The 14,985-nt window shown below is 68.5% G+C and carries 13 protein-coding genes; 1 reads left to right on the top strand and 12 read right to left on the bottom strand.

The features are described from left to right. Positions 1 to 15: 15 nt before the first annotated feature. The 10 genes from GXW78_RS02045 to GXW78_RS02090 form a co-directional block, all read right to left on the bottom strand. Positions 16 to 348: an AtuA-related protein gene (locus GXW78_RS02045; RefSeq protein WP_211865611.1), complete on the bottom strand. Its 333-nt coding sequence runs from the start codon at positions 346 to 348 to the stop codon at positions 16 to 18. After that, positions 339 to 1,718, bottom strand: coding sequence for an acyclic terpene utilization AtuA family protein (locus GXW78_RS02050; RefSeq protein ID WP_211865614.1), 1,380 nt, complete (start codon positions 1,716 to 1,718; stop codon positions 339 to 341). The genes GXW78_RS02045 and GXW78_RS02050 overlap by 10 nt, the downstream gene beginning before the upstream one ends. A 16-nt stretch (positions 1,719 to 1,734) precedes the next feature. Then, entirely contained in the window at positions 1,735 to 3,396 is a 1,662-nt protein-coding gene (locus tag GXW78_RS02055; protein ID WP_211865616.1) for a Na/Pi cotransporter family protein, read from the bottom strand. A 10-nt stretch (positions 3,397 to 3,406) separates the two neighbouring features. Beyond that, the gene (gene glpK, locus GXW78_RS02060) at positions 3,407 to 4,900 is read right to left on the bottom strand and encodes a glycerol kinase GlpK (protein ID WP_211865618.1); all 1,494 of its coding nucleotides are present in this window, start codon (positions 4,898 to 4,900) and stop codon (positions 3,407 to 3,409) included. 62 nt (positions 4,901 to 4,962) lie between these two features. Beyond that, on the bottom strand, positions 4,963 to 6,036 hold the full coding sequence (locus GXW78_RS02065) for an ABC transporter ATP-binding protein (RefSeq protein ID WP_211865620.1): 1,074 nt from the start codon (positions 6,034 to 6,036) through the stop codon (positions 4,963 to 4,965). Position 6,037: 1 nt separating this feature from the next. Next, complete coding sequence (locus GXW78_RS02070; RefSeq protein ID WP_246521771.1) at positions 6,038 to 7,768, bottom strand: ABC transporter permease; 1,731 nt, start codon at positions 7,766 to 7,768, stop codon at positions 6,038 to 6,040. 11 nt (positions 7,769 to 7,779) lie between these two features. Continuing rightward, entirely contained in the window at positions 7,780 to 8,829 is a 1,050-nt protein-coding gene (locus GXW78_RS02075) for an ABC transporter substrate-binding protein (RefSeq protein ID WP_338147662.1), read from the bottom strand. A 34-nt stretch (positions 8,830 to 8,863) separates the two neighbouring features. Continuing rightward, positions 8,864 to 9,913: an ABC transporter substrate-binding protein gene (locus GXW78_RS02080; protein ID WP_211865622.1), complete on the bottom strand. Its 1,050-nt coding sequence runs from the start codon at positions 9,911 to 9,913 to the stop codon at positions 8,864 to 8,866. Between the two features lie 69 nt (positions 9,914 to 9,982). Then, positions 9,983 to 11,035, bottom strand: coding sequence for an ABC transporter substrate-binding protein (locus GXW78_RS02085; RefSeq protein ID WP_211865624.1), 1,053 nt, complete (start codon positions 11,033 to 11,035; stop codon positions 9,983 to 9,985). A gap of 35 nt (positions 11,036 to 11,070) precedes the next feature. Continuing rightward, on the bottom strand, positions 11,071 to 12,120 hold the full coding sequence (locus tag GXW78_RS02090; protein ID WP_211865626.1) for an ABC transporter substrate-binding protein: 1,050 nt from the start codon (positions 12,118 to 12,120) through the stop codon (positions 11,071 to 11,073). 135 nt (positions 12,121 to 12,255) lie between these two features. Between GXW78_RS02090 and GXW78_RS02095 the strand changes: the two genes are divergently transcribed. Further along, positions 12,256 to 13,089: a sugar phosphate isomerase/epimerase family protein gene (locus GXW78_RS02095; protein ID WP_211865627.1), complete on the top strand. Its 834-nt coding sequence runs from the start codon at positions 12,256 to 12,258 to the stop codon at positions 13,087 to 13,089. A gap of 81 nt (positions 13,090 to 13,170) precedes the next feature. Here GXW78_RS02095 and GXW78_RS02100 read toward each other — a convergent pair whose 3' ends face one another. Together GXW78_RS02100 and GXW78_RS02105 are read right to left on the bottom strand one after the other, a co-directional pair. Next, a complete protein-coding gene (locus tag GXW78_RS02100; RefSeq protein ID WP_211865628.1) occupies positions 13,171 to 14,178 on the bottom strand; it encodes a zinc-binding alcohol dehydrogenase family protein in 1,008 nt (335 codons plus the stop codon). A gap of 38 nt (positions 14,179 to 14,216) precedes the next feature. After that, positions 14,217 to 14,936, bottom strand: coding sequence for a M48 family metallopeptidase (locus tag GXW78_RS02105; protein WP_211865629.1), 720 nt, complete (start codon positions 14,934 to 14,936; stop codon positions 14,217 to 14,219). Between the last annotated feature and the right edge of the window lie 49 nt (positions 14,937 to 14,985).

Genomic DNA, 14,985 nt, shown 5'->3' on the forward strand with positions numbered 1-14,985 from the left:
AAGGATGCGCGGCTGTCAGCCCGCGTCGGGGATCCGCACGGTCAGCGACAGCAGCCTGAACGACAGGCTTTTGCCGTGCCCGTCCAGGTTGAGCGAGCCGTTCACGCCGCCTTCCAGCACGTCGTCGATGACGAAGTTGAAGGCGTGGATCAGCGGCAGGTCGTACCGCACGCAGCGCGTGGCCCCGCGATGCGCGAACAGCGCCAGCACCCGGGCTTCCGTCACCTGCTCCGCCAGCACCGGATACAGTGCCGGGTCGTAGGGCATGAGCGAGATATTGCCGCGATTGCCCTTGTCCCCCGCCCGGGCATGCGCGACGGCGTGCAGTGGCACTTCCTTCAATTCCATGCCCTTGCCTCCAGCACGCGCACCTCGATGGGCACCATCTCGCGCGGCACCAGGAAGGATCGCGTCAGCAACCGCGGCGTAACGCGCCAGCGCGCGCCGGAGGTCCCGGCCGTGCCGCAGCACAGCATCGCCAGCACCTCGCGCGCCGCCTGGTCGGCGTCGTCGCGCGTGCTGGTCTCGACGGCCAGGCGGATGCGGATATCGGGCGGTTCCGGCCCGTCATAGGACCGCCAAAGCGCTCCATCGTCGGAGTCATGCACGGCCGAGACGCCGATCAGGTCGGCCCGCGCCCGCCGCGCCAGGCCCCGCTGCTGCACGCGCTGCAACAGGACGTCGGCTGTCGCCCGCGCCCGGGCCAGCGTATTCGGCCCGGCCACCGACACCTCGCCTTCGCCCAACCATGATCCTTCGTAGCAGGCGGTCACCTTCAGCCGGTCGGGGCGAGGATGACCGCGTACCCCGCGCAGCGCGACGCGGTCGCGCCCGAGCTGTTCCATCGTCACGCCGGTGATGTCCATGACCACGTCGGGCGTCAGATAGGCGGCGGGGTCGTGCAGCTCGTACAGAAGCTGCTCCTTCACGCTGCGCAGGTCGACGAGCCCGCCGGTATCCCAAGGCTTGGTGATCACCATCGAGCCGTCCGGCGACACCTCGGCGATCGGGAAGCCGATATTCGCGGGGTCGGGAATGTCCTTGAAGCCAGGGTCCCAGAACACGCCGCCCGTCACCTGGGACCCGCATTCCAGCAGATGCCCGCAGGCCGCGCCGGCGGCGAGCGCCTGCCAGTCGTCCTCCGCCCAGCCGTAGTGATGCATCAGCGGCGCGATGGCGAGCGACGGATCGGAGGTCCGTCCCGCCACCACCACCTGCGCGCCGCGCGACAGCGCCTCGGCGAGCGGCGCGGCGCCGATATAGGCGTTGGCCGAGATCATGGTCCAGGACGACATGTCGAAGCCCGCATCGGTCTCATGCGCCGCGAGATTGCCGAGATCGACGCTGCCCGACACGTCATCGCCGGTGACGACGCCGATGCGCAGATCCTCGATGCCGAGCCGTCGCGCCAGCCGCGCGACGCAGCGCGCCGCCGCCACCGGATTGGCCGCGCCGAAATTACCGAGGATCGGGATCCCCGCCCGCGCGCAGTCCGCCAGGATCGGTTCCAGCAGCCGCTCCAGCATCGGTTCGTAGCCCGCCTCCGGGTCGCGCCGCTTCTCGATCTGCGCCAGCGCAATGGTGCGCTCCGCAAGGCATTCGAAGAACAGCGCTGCGGGCTTGCCGGAACGGACCAGCGCACGGACGACGGGCGGCGCCGCATCGATCCGGTCGCCGGAGAAGCCGGAGGCATTGCCCACCAGGAACAGTTCGCTCATGCGCAGCACACCTTCGTCATGTCGTCGCGAGGCCGTCCTCGGCTTCGGTCAGGCGGCTCGGTCGCAGCGCGCCCATACGCTCCAGCAGGGGATGTGCCGTTGCCGCCAGGTGCCCACCGACGCGCTTGAGGTCGCGCACGACTTCCAGCAGCAAGCCCTGCGCGGCGATGGCAGACGGATCGGTCGCGAGGGAGAAGGACTGCGCCGCCTCATCCTCCTCGACCCGCATCCGCTCCTTCTCCTCGATAAGACGGCGTGCGGCGGTAACGTCCTCGCGCATGAAAGCCGCGACGGCGAGCTGAAGCTGTTCGAGCGCGCGGCCGTGGAGCGCCTGGATGGCGTCCAGCATCGCGTCGTCCAGGCGTGCGCCCTCCTTGGCCCATTTGGCCGCGACGCGGGCGAGGCTGCGTTCCAGAACGTCACCGGCGCTCTCGAGATTCAGGACGAAGGTGCGGATCTCGGCGACGCGGCGCTGCTCCTCCTGCCCCAGCAGTTCGGGGTTCAACCCGGCGAGGTAGAGCTGCACGGCCCGGTTCAGACGGTCCACGACCTCGTTCAGCCGGGCAACGCCCTTGGCGAGATCGCGATCCTCCTTGCGGAAGCCCGTAGAGATGGCGCGCAGCATCTCCTCCAGCGCATCGGCCTGGCGCAAAGCCTCGCGCTCGGCATTCGCGAGTGCCACAGGCGGCGATTGCAGTGCCGCGGCGTCCAGGTACCGGGGCGCAGCCGGGTCGCCGGCTGGGTCGGCATCCGGCAGCAGGCGCTTCAGCAGCCGGCCGGCCGCAGGCAGAAGCGGCAGCGATACGATGGCGAAGACGAGATTGAAGGCGAGATGCGCATTGGCGACGAGGCGCGCCGGCGTCGGGTCGAGCCGCAGCATCGCCTCGGTCGCCCAGGGCAGTGCCGCCAGCACCACCAAGCCGCCGGCCAACCGGTTGGCAAGATTGCCCAGTGGCACACGCATCCGCGCCCATTCGCTGCGATCCCCTTCCAGCACCGGGTTCAGCGCGCTGCCGATATTCGCACCGACGACCATGACGATCGCCGCCTCCGGCCCGATCACGCCGACCGCGTGAAGGGAGGCGACGAACAGCACTGCCGCGACCGAGGCGTGCATCGCCCAGGCGAGGAAGGCGGCGATCAGCAGATTCGGCAGTGGCTGGTCGGCGACCGCGCTGAGCACCGCGCGCAGCGCGGGCGAGGACTCGATCGGCGCCATCACCACCGACATCATGTGCAGTGCCAGCAGCATCAGGCCGAGCCCGATGCCCGCGCGGCCCAGGTCGCGCCGCCGCGCGTGGCCCGTGCTGCGGAAGGCGAGGACGCCGAGGAGGATCAGCGCCGGCGCGACTGCCGAGACGTCGAACGACATGACCTGCACGATCAGCGCCGTGCCGACATTGGCGCCGAGCATCGCCGCCAACCCTGGCACAAGCGCCACCGCGCCGCCGGCGCAGAAGGAGGCGACCATGAAGGCTGTGGCCGTGCTGCTCTGCAGCACTGCCGTCACGGCCATCCCGGCGGCGAAGCCGCGCGCCCGCGTGGCCAGCCCGACGCCGAGATACTGGCGCAACCGGGTGCCGTAGGCACGCATCACGCCACTCTGCACCATGTGCAGGCCCCACAGGAGCAGGGCGGCGTATCCCGCCAGTTCCAGAATCAGCCAGGCTTCGGCCACAATAGTTCCTTCAATGCGTCAGTGTCCGGCGCACCGCATCTTGCCAGATGCCGTGCCGCCGCGAAGCCTCCTCCCGCGACATGGTGGGCATGAAGCGGCGTTCGAGCCGCCAATGCGTGGCGCCCGACGCGCCTGGCGCGGGACACAGGCCCGCCTGCAGCCCGGCGAGATAGGCCGCGCCGAGCGCCGTCGTCTCCCGCACCACAGGCCGGTCGACGGGCGCCCCGAGGATGTCCGCGAGGAACTTCATCGTCCAGTCGGAGGCGGCCATGCCGCCATCGACGCGCAGCACCATTGCGTGTGTATCGGGCCAGTCGGCACGCATGGCGTCGGTCAGGTCGCGCGTCTGGAAGGCGACAGCTTCCAGCGCTGCGCGGCACAGCTCGGCCCGGCCGGCACCGCGGGTCAGACCGAAGATGGCCGCGCGCGCCTCGGCGTCCCAATGCGGCGCGCCGAGGCCGGTGAAGGCCGGCACCAACACCACGGACTGAGCGGCATCGGCCTTGGCCGCCAGGTCGCCGGCCTCGGCGGCGGTCGCGATGATGCCGAGCCCATCGCGCAGCCACTGCACGGCCGCACCCGCAACGAAGATCGCCCCTTCCAGCGCATAGGTGCGGACCCCCTCGATCTGATAGGCGATCGTGGTCAGCAGCCGCGTGCGGGAGGCCACCGGCGTCTCCCCGGTGTTCAGCAGCGCGAAGCAGCCGGTGCCGTAGGTGGATTTGAGCATGCCGGGCTGAAAGCAGCCCTGGCCGACGGTCGCCGCCTGTTGGTCCCCGGCAACGCCGCGGATCGGCACGGCGGCACCGAGATGCACGGCATCCGTCAGCCCGAAATCGGCCGCGCAATCGCGCACCGTGGGCAGCACGCCGCGCGGAATGCGGAACAGGCGCAGCAACTCGTCGTCCCAATCACCGCGGCGGATGTCGAACAGCATGGTCCGGGCGGCGTTGGTCGCATCCGTCGTGTGCAGCCGCCCGCCGGTGAGGCGCCAGATCAGGAAGCAATCCACCGTGCCGAAGGCGAGGCCGCCGCGTTCCGCCGCCGCCCGCGCACCGGGCACGTGGTCGAGCAGCCAAGCGAGCTTGGTCGCGGAGAAGTACGGATCGGCCAGCAGCCCGGTGCGTTCGTTCAGCAGCAGCTCGGCGCCCTCGGATCGTAACCGCGCGCAATGCTCCGCGGTGCGGCGGTCCTGCCAGACGATGGCGCGATGCAGGCAGCGCCCGGTGGCGCGGTCCCACAGCAGCGTGGTCTCGCGCTGGTTGGTGATGCCGATCCCGGCGACGCGGCGCGGGTCGACGCCTGCGCCGCCCAGCGCCTCGCGCAACGTCGCCAGGCTGGTGCGCCAGATGTCCTCCGGCTCATGCTCGACCCAGCCAGGGGCCGGGAAGTGCTGTCGGAACTCCTGCTGGGCGGAGGCGATCGGGTGCAGCGCGGCATCGAAGGCGATGGCGCGCGTGCTGGTCGTACCCTGGTCCAGGGCGAGCAGGATGTCGGTGGTCATGCTGCGGCGGTCACTCCCCGCCGGCAGCATAGGCGCGATTGGCCCGCCGGGGGCAGTGGGCGCTACGCCACCACTGCCACCTGCCGCGGGTCGACACGCAGCCAGACCGGCGTGCCGACGTCGTACGCCTCAAGCGGCGGCGCGGCGGCGCGCAGGCGAAGGTTCGTGCCCTGCGGTTCGACCACGTAGTCCCAGGCTTCGCCGAGATAGGTGCGTTCCTTCACCGCTGCCGGCAGGACCAATCCGCCATCGCCTGCCGGCGGCGGGGCGGTCAGCACCGTCATGGCCTGCGGACGGAGAGAGATGAGCACGTTCCCCGCCGTTCCTTCCGCAACGCCCGCGCTGGCGGCGGGGCCGAGGCTGATGCCGCCCAGCACGAGCTGCCCGCCCTCGACCGCCGCATCAAGTAGGTTGGTCCGTCCGACGAAGCCCGCGACGAAGCGCGTGCGCGGCCGCGTGTAGAGCAGGTGCGGCGCGTCGACCTGCTCGATCCGTCCGGCGTTCATCACCGCGATCCGGTCCGACGTCGCCATCGCCTCCCCCTGGTCGTGGGTGACGTAGACGGTCGTGATGCGGAACTCGTCGTGCAGGCGTCGTATCTCGAAGCGCATCTCCTCCCGGAGATTGGCATCGAGGTTCGACAGCGGTTCATCGAGCAGCAGCACGGACGGCTTCACCACGATGGCGCGCGCCAGCGCCACCCGCTGCTGCTGCCCACCGGAGAGTTCGGCCGGATAGCGGTGCGCGAGGGTATTGAGCTTCACGACCTCGAGGATCTCGCCGACGCGCTGTTTCACCTCGGCGGCAGGCAGCTTTCGAAGGTTCAGGCCGAAGGCGACATTCTGCTCCACCGTCATGTTCGGCCAGATGGCGTAGGACTGGAAGATCATCGACATGCCGCGGCGTTCCGGCGGGACGACCGCGCCGGGCGCCGACAGCACCTTCCCGTCCACCGAGATGCTGCCCCCGGTCGGGTCGACGAAGCCCGCGATCATGCGCAGCGTCGTCGTCTTGCCGCAGCCTGAGGGGCCGAGGAGGGAGACGAACTCGCCTTCCTCCAGCGTCAGGTTCACCTTGTCGACGACGGTGAGTTTACCATAGGCCTTGGTCAGGCCGGTGAGCGTCAAACGGGGCACGCTATTCCCTCCGGAGCATGAAGTCTCGGCCGACCAGCTTCATGCCGATGCCGACGATGGCCATGGTGATGACGAGCAGGATGCCGCCGAACGCGGACACGACCTCGAAATTGCCCTGCTCCGTCAGGTCGTAAAGCAGCACGGACATGGTCCGCGTGCGCGGCCCGACCAGGAAGATCGCAGCCGAGAGTTCGCGCGAGGCGACGATGAACACCACCAGCCAGCCGCCGAGCAGCGACGTCTTCAGCAGTGGCGCCGTCACTTTGCGGATGGCGTGCAGCCGCCCGGAGCCGAGGATCCGCGCGGCCTCCTCCATCTCCGGATGCACCGCGCGGATCGCGGCCTGCGAGGAGGCATAGGCGATCGGCAGGAAGCGCGAGGCGAAGGCCAGGATGATCAGCAGTGCCGAGCCGTAGAGCGACAGCGGCGGCCCGGCATAGGCGGCATAGAAGCCGATGGCCATCACGATGCCGGGGATGACGAAGGGCGCCATGGCGAGGAAACCCAGCGCATCCGCGAAGCGGATCAGCCGCCGTACCACGATGTAGGCGACGAGCAGCGCCAGCACCACCGCGATGGTCGCGGACGTGGCCGAGAACCACACCGTGTTCCACACCGCCTGCGGCGCCATGTCGTGTTCGAACAGCAGGAACTGGTAGTTGCGCAGCGTCAGGTTGTCGAAGGAGAAGCCGCGCCCCCAGGCCTTCGCGAAGGACGCCTGCAGCAGCACCATCAGCGGCTTCACCACGGACAGCAGCGCCACCAGCACGCACCAGCCGAACAGCACCCAGCGCCAGGGGCCCAGCTTCACTTGGCGCCGCTCACCACCCTTGCCGGTCTGGGAAACGAAGCCCTTGCGCGCCAGCAGGAGCTTCTGCACCGCGATCAGCCCGATGGTGACGAGCAGCAGCGGCATGGCGAAGGCCGAGGCGACCTCGACGCGGACCGGGTCCTCGAAGAACTGCCATAGCTGCGTGGTGACGACGTTGATGCGCGCCGGGATGCCGATGATCGCCGGCGTGCCGAACAACGCGATGGTCTCGAGGAAGATCAGGATGAAGCCGCCGAGGATGGACGGCCAAACCAGCGGCAGCGTCACCTTGCGCATCGTCACCCAGGTGCCGCCGCCGAGGATGTTGGCGGCGTCCTCCATCTCCGAGGAGATGAGGTCGAGCGCCGACTTCACGAAGATGAAGACCAAGGGGAACGAATGCAGCGCGATGACGAAGGCCATGCCGGTGAAGGTGTAGACGTTCACCAGCGGGTCGGTCGCCCCGGTCAGGCTGCGCCAGACGACGTTGATCCAGCCCGAGTTCGGCCCTGCCAGCAGCACCCAGCCGATCGCGCCGAGATAGGGCGGCATGATGAAGGCCGCCAGCACGATGGCCCAGGTGAAGCCCTTGCCCGGCATGTCGGTGCGCGAGACCGCCCAGGCCATCGGCACGGCGAGCACGACCGAGATCGCGGCCGACAGGGTACCGAGCAGCAGCGAGTTCCGCACCGCGTCGAGGTAGCGCTGCCGCCCATAGGCGGTGAGGTAGTTCTGGATCGTGAAGACGCCCGTGTCCTGCTCCTCGAAGGAGATGACGAACATCTTCAGCAGCGGCAGGGCGACCAGGACCAACAGCGCCGCGATCAGTGCGACCCATAGGATGGTGATCGGCTCCAGAAGGCGGAGGCGGCTGGGGCGCTGGCTCCCCGCCAGGGTCGCGGTGTCTGTACTGGCACTCATCCTGCTATCCCTCAGACGCCGAAGATATCGCGCCACTGTTCGCGGAGCTCTGGCACGCCGCGATCGGCGTCCTCGAGGCTCGGAGACAGCAGTGTCACCTGGTCGAGCGGCCGGCATCCCTCCGGCGGCGGCACGTCCGGACGCAGGCTTTCGCTGAACATCGTCCGCGTGATGCGGGACAGCGCCGGTCCGGTGTTGAATTCCATGAACAGCTTCGCGGCGTTGGGGTTCGGCGCATTGCTCATGATGGCGGACGGCGCCGGCACGGCGACCACGCCCTCGGTCGGATAGATCAGCTTCAGCGGATTGCCGCGCGACGCCGCGAACAATGTGGAGGCAGAGGGCACGGCCACGCCGACGGCACGCTCGCCGGCCGTCATCATGGTGACCGGATCGATCGAGGACCGGCCGACCTGCGGCTTGTTACGCTCGAACCGGCGGAGGAAATCGGGGCCGAACATCGAGCGCATCTGGAGCGCCCAGATGCCGATGGCGCCGCTGAAGCCCGGATGGCCGACAGCGAGCTTGTCCTTCCACTTCGGATCCAGCACGTCTGCCCAGGACTTCGGCGCCTCGGCGTCCGACACCATGTTGGTGTTGTGACCCAGCAGGTAGATGCCGAGCGAGGAATACTGGAAGTAATTGTCGGGATCGGCAGTGCGCAGCATGGGCAGCATCCCGTCGGCATTCACCGGACGGAACTGCGTCAGCCGGTTCTGCCGCTTCAGCTGGATGTAGTGTCCGCCGTTGCTGGATGCGAAGACATCGCACTGCGCGACGCCCGCGCGCTGGTCCTGCGACAGGCGCTGGAAGGCGACCTGCGAGGTGCTGCGGACCACGCTGCAACGCACGCCGGGATACCGTTCGGTGAAAGCGCGGCCGATCGCTTCCGAGGTATCGGCTGAATACTGGGCCGAGTACCACGTGACCTGACCCTCGCGCCGCGCCGCTTCGTATAGGTCCCGCTCATGGGGCTCCATCGGCGCCTGGGCCCATGCCCGGCTCGATGCCGCGGCCCAGGCAGATAGCGCCAGCATCTGCCGTCGATCGATCAAAACCACGCCGTCAACCTCCAGCCCGGACACATGGGGCGGCTCAGATTCCGAAAATGTCGCGCCACTGCTCGCGCACCTCAGGGACGCCGCGCTCGGCCTCCTCCAGGCTCGGCGCCAGCATGGTGGTTTCGCTCAGCGGCCGTGAACCGACCGGTGGCGGGACGTCCGGACGGATGCTCTCGTTGAAGATTTCCCGGACTGCCGCCGAGAGCCCAGGGCCGGTCTGGAACTCCATGAACAACTTTGCGGCATTCGGGTGCGGCGCATTCGCGAGGATGGCCGAGGGCGAGATCGCCGCGACCACGCCTTCCGAGGGATAGATCAGCCTTAGCGGATTGCCGCGCGACGCCGCCAGCAGCGTGGAATTGGCCGAGACGGCCACGCCGATGGGCCGTTCCCCCGCATTCATCATGGTTACCGGGTCGATCGACGAACGGCCGACCTGCGGCTTGTTCGCCTCGAGCCGGCGAAGGAAATCGGGACCGAGCATGGTGCGCATCTGCAGCGCCCAGACACCGATGGCGCCGCTGAAGCCCGGATGCCCGACGGCCAGCTTGTTCCGCCACTTCGGATCGAGGATGTCCGCCCAGGACCGCGGCGCGTCGGCTTCCGACACCATCGTCGTGTTGTGGCCGATCAGGAAGACGCCGAGGAAGGACGACTGGAAGTAGTTGTCGGGATCGGCGATGCGCAGGATCGGCAGCAGGCCGTCGGCGTTGACGGGGCGGAACTGCGTCAGCCGGTTCTGCCGCTTCAACTGGATGTAGTGCCCACCGTTGGTCGAGGAGAAGACGTCACACTGCGCCACGCCGGCGCGTTGATCCTGTGAGAGCCGCTGGAACGCCACCTGGGACGTGCTGCGCACCACGTTGCAGCGCACGCCGGGATACCGCGCATTGAAGGCGCGCCCGGCCGCTTCGGCGGAATCGGCATTGTACTGGCCGGAGTACCAGGTGATCTCGCCTTCGCGCTTGGCTGCCTCGTAGAGCTCTCGCTCCTGCGCATGCATGGGCGCATCGGCCCAGGCCCGGCTCGCCGCCACGGACCACGCAGCGAGCGCCAGCATCTCGCGCCTGTTAATCAGAAACACTCACCATCCTCCGGCTAGGCAGATCGGATGCGCGCGCGGGGCGCGCATCCGCAACGACGGCGTCAGGACTCAGACGCCGAAGATCTCGCGCCACTGCTCCCGGACCTCGGGCACGCCGCGCTCCGCTTCCTCCAGGCTCGGCGCCAGCATGGTCACCTGGTCGAGCGGGCGGGACCCCTCCGGCGGCGGCACGTCGGGTCGGATGCTCTCGTTGAACAGCAGGCGGACGGCGGCCGAGAGCGCCGGCCCGGTCTGGAATTCCTGGAACAGCTTCGCCGCATTGGGATGCGGCGCATTGGTCGGGATCGCGGAGGGCGACATCGCCGCGATCACGCCTTCGGTCGGATAGATCAGCTTCAGCGGATTGCCGCGCGATGCCGCGAACAGCGTGGAGGCCGACGGCACCGCCACGCCGACCGCACGCTCACCGGCCGTCATCATCGTCACCGGGTCGATCGAGGACCGCCCGACCTGCGGCTTGTTGCGTTCGAAGCGACGGAGGTAGTCCGGCCCGAACATCGTGCGCATCTGCAGCGCCCACAGGCCGATGGCGCCGCTGAAGCCCGGATGGCCGACGGCGAGCTTGTCCTTCCACTTCGGGTCGAGCACGTCGGTCCAGGATTTCGGCGCATCAGCCTCCGACACCTGGGTGGTGTTGTGGCCCATCAGGTAGATGCCGAGGAAGGACGACTGGAAATAGTCGTCCGGGTCCGGCCGGCGCAGGATTGGCAGCAGCCCGTCCGCGTTCAGCGGGCGGAACTTCACCAGCCGATTCTGCCGCTTCAACTGGACGTAGTGTCCGCCATTGGTCGAGGAGAAGACGTCGCATTGCCCGACGCCCGCGCGGAAATCCTGCGACAGGCGCTGGAACGCGACCTGCGAGGTGCTGCGCACGACGTTGCAGCGCACGCCGGGGTAGCGCTCATTGAAGGCGCGCCCCGCGGCTTCCGACGCATCCGCGCTGTACTGCCCCGTGTACCAGGTGACCTCGCCTTCGCGCTTCGCCGCTTCGTATAGCGTGCGCTCCTGCTCGTTCATGGGTGCCTGCTGCGCCCATGCCTTGCTGGACGCGGCCGCCCATGTGGCAAGGGCCAGCAGCTGCCGCCTGTCGATCAGAACCATCGGACCATTCCTCCCTTGACCTGCTTTTTGCTTGTTCAGATGCCGAAGATCTCGCGCCACTGCTCGCGGATCTCGGGCACGCCCCGTTCCGCCTCCTCCATGCTGGGGGAGAGCAGCGTGACCTGGTCGAGCGGGCGCGAGCCCTGGGGCGGCGGCACGTCCGGACGCAGGCTGTCGGCGAACAATTCGCGCACCGCCATCGACATCGCCGGCCCCGTCTGAAATTCCATGAACAGCTTCGCGGCGTTCGGATGCGGCGCGTTGCGGATGATGCCGGACGGCGAGATGGCCGCCAGCACGCCTTCGCTCGGGTAGATCGGCTTAAGCGGATTGCCGCGCGATGCGGACAGCAGGATGGTGCCCGTCGCCGTCGCCACGGCGATGGCGCGTTCGCCGGAATTCAGCATGGTCACCGGATCGACCGAGGAACGCCCGACCTGCGGCTTGTTGGCCTCGAACCGACGCAGATAGTCGGGGCCGTACATGTTGCGCATCTGCAGCGCCCAGATGCCGATGGCGCCGCTGTAGCCGGGATGGCCGACGGCCAGCTTGTCCTTCCACTTGGGCTCAAGGATGTCCGTCCAGGATCGCGGCGCATCCGCCTCCGGCACCAAATTCGTGTTGTGCGCCATCACGAAGATGCCAAGGAAGGTCGTCTGGAAGTAGTTGTCCGGATCCGACACCCGGATGGCGGGCAGCATGCCGTCGGCATTGACCGGCCGATATTGCGTCAGCCGATTCTGCCGCTTGAGCTGCAGGAGGTGGCCGCTGTTGGTCGAGGACAACACGTCGCATTGCCCAACGCCGGCGCGGGCATCCTGCGACAGCCGCTGGAAGGCGACCTGCGACGTAGAGCGCACCACATTGCAGCGCACGCCCGGATAGCGCGCATTGAACGCACGACCGGCGGCTTCCGACGAATCGGCGCTGTACTGCCCGGAATACCAAGTGATCTCGCCTTCGCGCTTGGCGGCCTCGTACAGCTCCTGCTCGCGCGGTGTCAGTGGCGCATTCGCCCAGGCCTGGCTGCTTGTCGCGGACCACGCCGCCAGCGCCAGGGCCTGTCTCCTGCCTAACAGGAACATTGGCCTTCCTCCCGCACGGAAGCGCCTGCGCGGCCGCCTTCGCGGTCTCATCGCCTTGCGCTGTTTCTTGGACCAGGGAAGGTTGCCACCCATGCCCGGCGCTGTAAACGGGCAGCAACGTAACGGAGGAAAGACATGTCCCTGATTGACCGCATCGGCGTGGATGTCGGCCGCAAGCTGCGGCTGGAGGACGCCATCGAGTGGGCGGCCCGCAACGAGGTCCGCCATATCGACATCCAGCTCGACACCGGCGCCAATGCCGTGACGCTTTTCGATGAGGCACGTTGCCGCACGATCAGGCAGAGCGCCAAGGCGAATGGCGTGCATATCGCACTGCACACACTCTCGGCGGTCAATGTGGCCGAGTACTCGCCCTTCCTGTCGGACGCCGTGGACGCCTACATGCGCGCCTACATCGAGGTCGCGCCGAAGCTGGAAGCGGAATGGATCGTCGTCCATGCCGGCTATCACTTCACTGCCGACGTGCCGATGCGCATGGAAGCCGGCCGTGATCGCCTGCAGCGGATGGTGAAGCATGCGGAGCAGCACGGCGCATTGCTGCTGCTCGAGAACCTGAACCGGGAGCCGGACAACGCCGAGGTCCACTATCTGGCCCATACGATGGAGGAATGGCGCTACTACTTCGACGCCATCCATTCGCCGGCCTTCGCGCTGTCCTTCACCGCCAACCACGCGCATCTGCTGCCGCCGGGCGTGGATGGCTTCGTCGCGGAGATTCCGCTCGATCGCGTGAAGGAGGTCCGCCTCGCCGATTGCTGGCGCAACGGGTTCGAGGAACACCTGATCCCGGGCAAGGGCGATTTCGACTTCGGCGCGATGTTCGCCCTGCTGGAAGGCAAGGGCTATCGCGGCGCCTACACCAATGCCTTCGGCACGCTGGACGATATGCAGGCGGCCCGCGGCTACATGGTGGACAAGGCCCGAGCCGCGGGCGCCGCTGTAGACTGATCAGCCTTGTAAACGCGTGGCGGCCTGAAGGGCGCCACGCGATGAACGGCCGAAGCGAGCGGACGGCCGACGCGCTTCCGCTCAGACCCCTTCCAGCACCACCTTGCCGATCATGGTGCCGCTTTCCACCAGCGCATGCGCCTCCCGCAGCCGCGCCGCGGTGGCGGGGCCGAGATTGCGCGTCATGGTGTGCCGGATGCGGCCATGATCCACCATCTCCGATACCGCGTTCAGCAGGTGGTGCTGCTCGACCATGTCGGGGGTGCCGAACATCGGCCGCGTGAACATCAGTTCCCAGTGCAGGGAGACGGATTTGGGCATGAGCTGCCGCGCGTCGATCGGCGCCTGGGACTCGATCAGCACGATCGCACCCTGCGGCCCCACCGACGCGACGATCTGGTCCCAGTTGCGCGCCGTGGTGTTGGTCGAGAACACATACCGCGGCCTTACCCCGATAGTCTGGAGCTGCGCCGCGATGTCCTCGCGATGGTCCACCACGTGATGGGCGCCGAGGTCGCGGCACCACTGCGCCGTCTCGGGCCGCGACGCGGTCGCGACCACCGTCAGCGCCGTGCGCTGGCGCGCGATCTGGATGACCATGGAACCGACGCCGCCGGCGCCGCCGATCACGAGCAGCGCCTGACCCTCCCCCACACCCTCGTGCAGGCCCAGCCGGTCGTGCAGCCCTTCCCAGGCCGTGATCGTCGTCAGCGGCATCGAAGCCGCCTCGGCGAAGCTCAACGTCTTCGGCTTGCGGCCGACGATCCGTTCGTCGACCAGTTGGAACTCGGCATTGCTGCCCGGGCGGTTCACGACGCCGGCGTAGAACACCTCATCGCCAGGCCGGAACAGGGTGCAGAGCGGCCCCACCGCGCGCACCACCCCCGCGGCGTCGAAGCCCAGGATGCGCGGCGCGTCCTTGGGCTCCTCGCTGCGCCGACGCTTGGTATCGACCGGGTTCACCGACATCGCCCGCACCTCGACCAGCATGTCGTGTCCCGCAGGTTCACCCGGTGCGGGGATGTCGAGGTCGAGCAACGCCTCCGGATGATCCACCGGATGGCACGCCGTGAAACCGATCGCCTTCATCGCATCCTCCGCCTGGTTGCGGAGGATATAGGCCGAATTCAGCCCACGCGCAGCAGCGCCGGCCCGTTGTCACGAAGCCAGTCCTGCGCGGCCTCCCGATCCGGTGCCAGCGTCTCGACATGCGCCCAGAAGCGCGGGGAGTGATTGAGTTCGCGCAGATGCGCGACCTCATGCGCCACGACGTAGTCGAGCACCCAGTCGGGGGCCATCACCAGCCGCCAGGAGAAGGCCAGCGTGCCGTCCGGCGCGCAGGACCCCCAGCGGCTGCGCGTATCCTTCAGCCGGATGGCGCGGATCTTCACGCCGAGCGTTGCGGCGTGGCCGTCCGCCAGCACGGCAATGCGGCGCTTCGCCTCCGCGCGCAGGAAATCCTTCACGCGCCGCGCGAGGAATTCCAGTTGGCCCGTCACCGTGATTGTCGCGCCCTCCAGGAAGGCGCCGCCGCGCGCCGACGGGTCGTGGCAGATAACGTGCGGCCGGCCGCCCAACAGCACCTCCGCCCCCGGCGCCAGCGAGACGGCAGGGGCGAGGGCGGCCAGCCGCTGCATCACCCAGGCGGCATGCGTCGTCAGCAGCGCCATGCCGGCGCGGCGTGCCTCGCGCATCGGCAGCGTGACGATGACCTCACCGGCGCGCGGATCGATGCGCAGGCTGACCCGGCGTGCGCGTGTCGAGCGGCACCAGCGCACCGGGCAGCCCACGGGCGCAGCGAGCATGCCAGGACGCAACAGCACGGTTTCCGACTCGGTGGATTGCATGGGGCCAAGATGGCTCATCGGCGATGAAAGGTTCAACCGCTTGACAGGC

Source organism: Neoroseomonas terrae, from assembly GCF_018129025.1.
Classification (GTDB): domain Bacteria; phylum Pseudomonadota; class Alphaproteobacteria; order Acetobacterales; family Acetobacteraceae; genus Neoroseomonas; species Neoroseomonas terrae.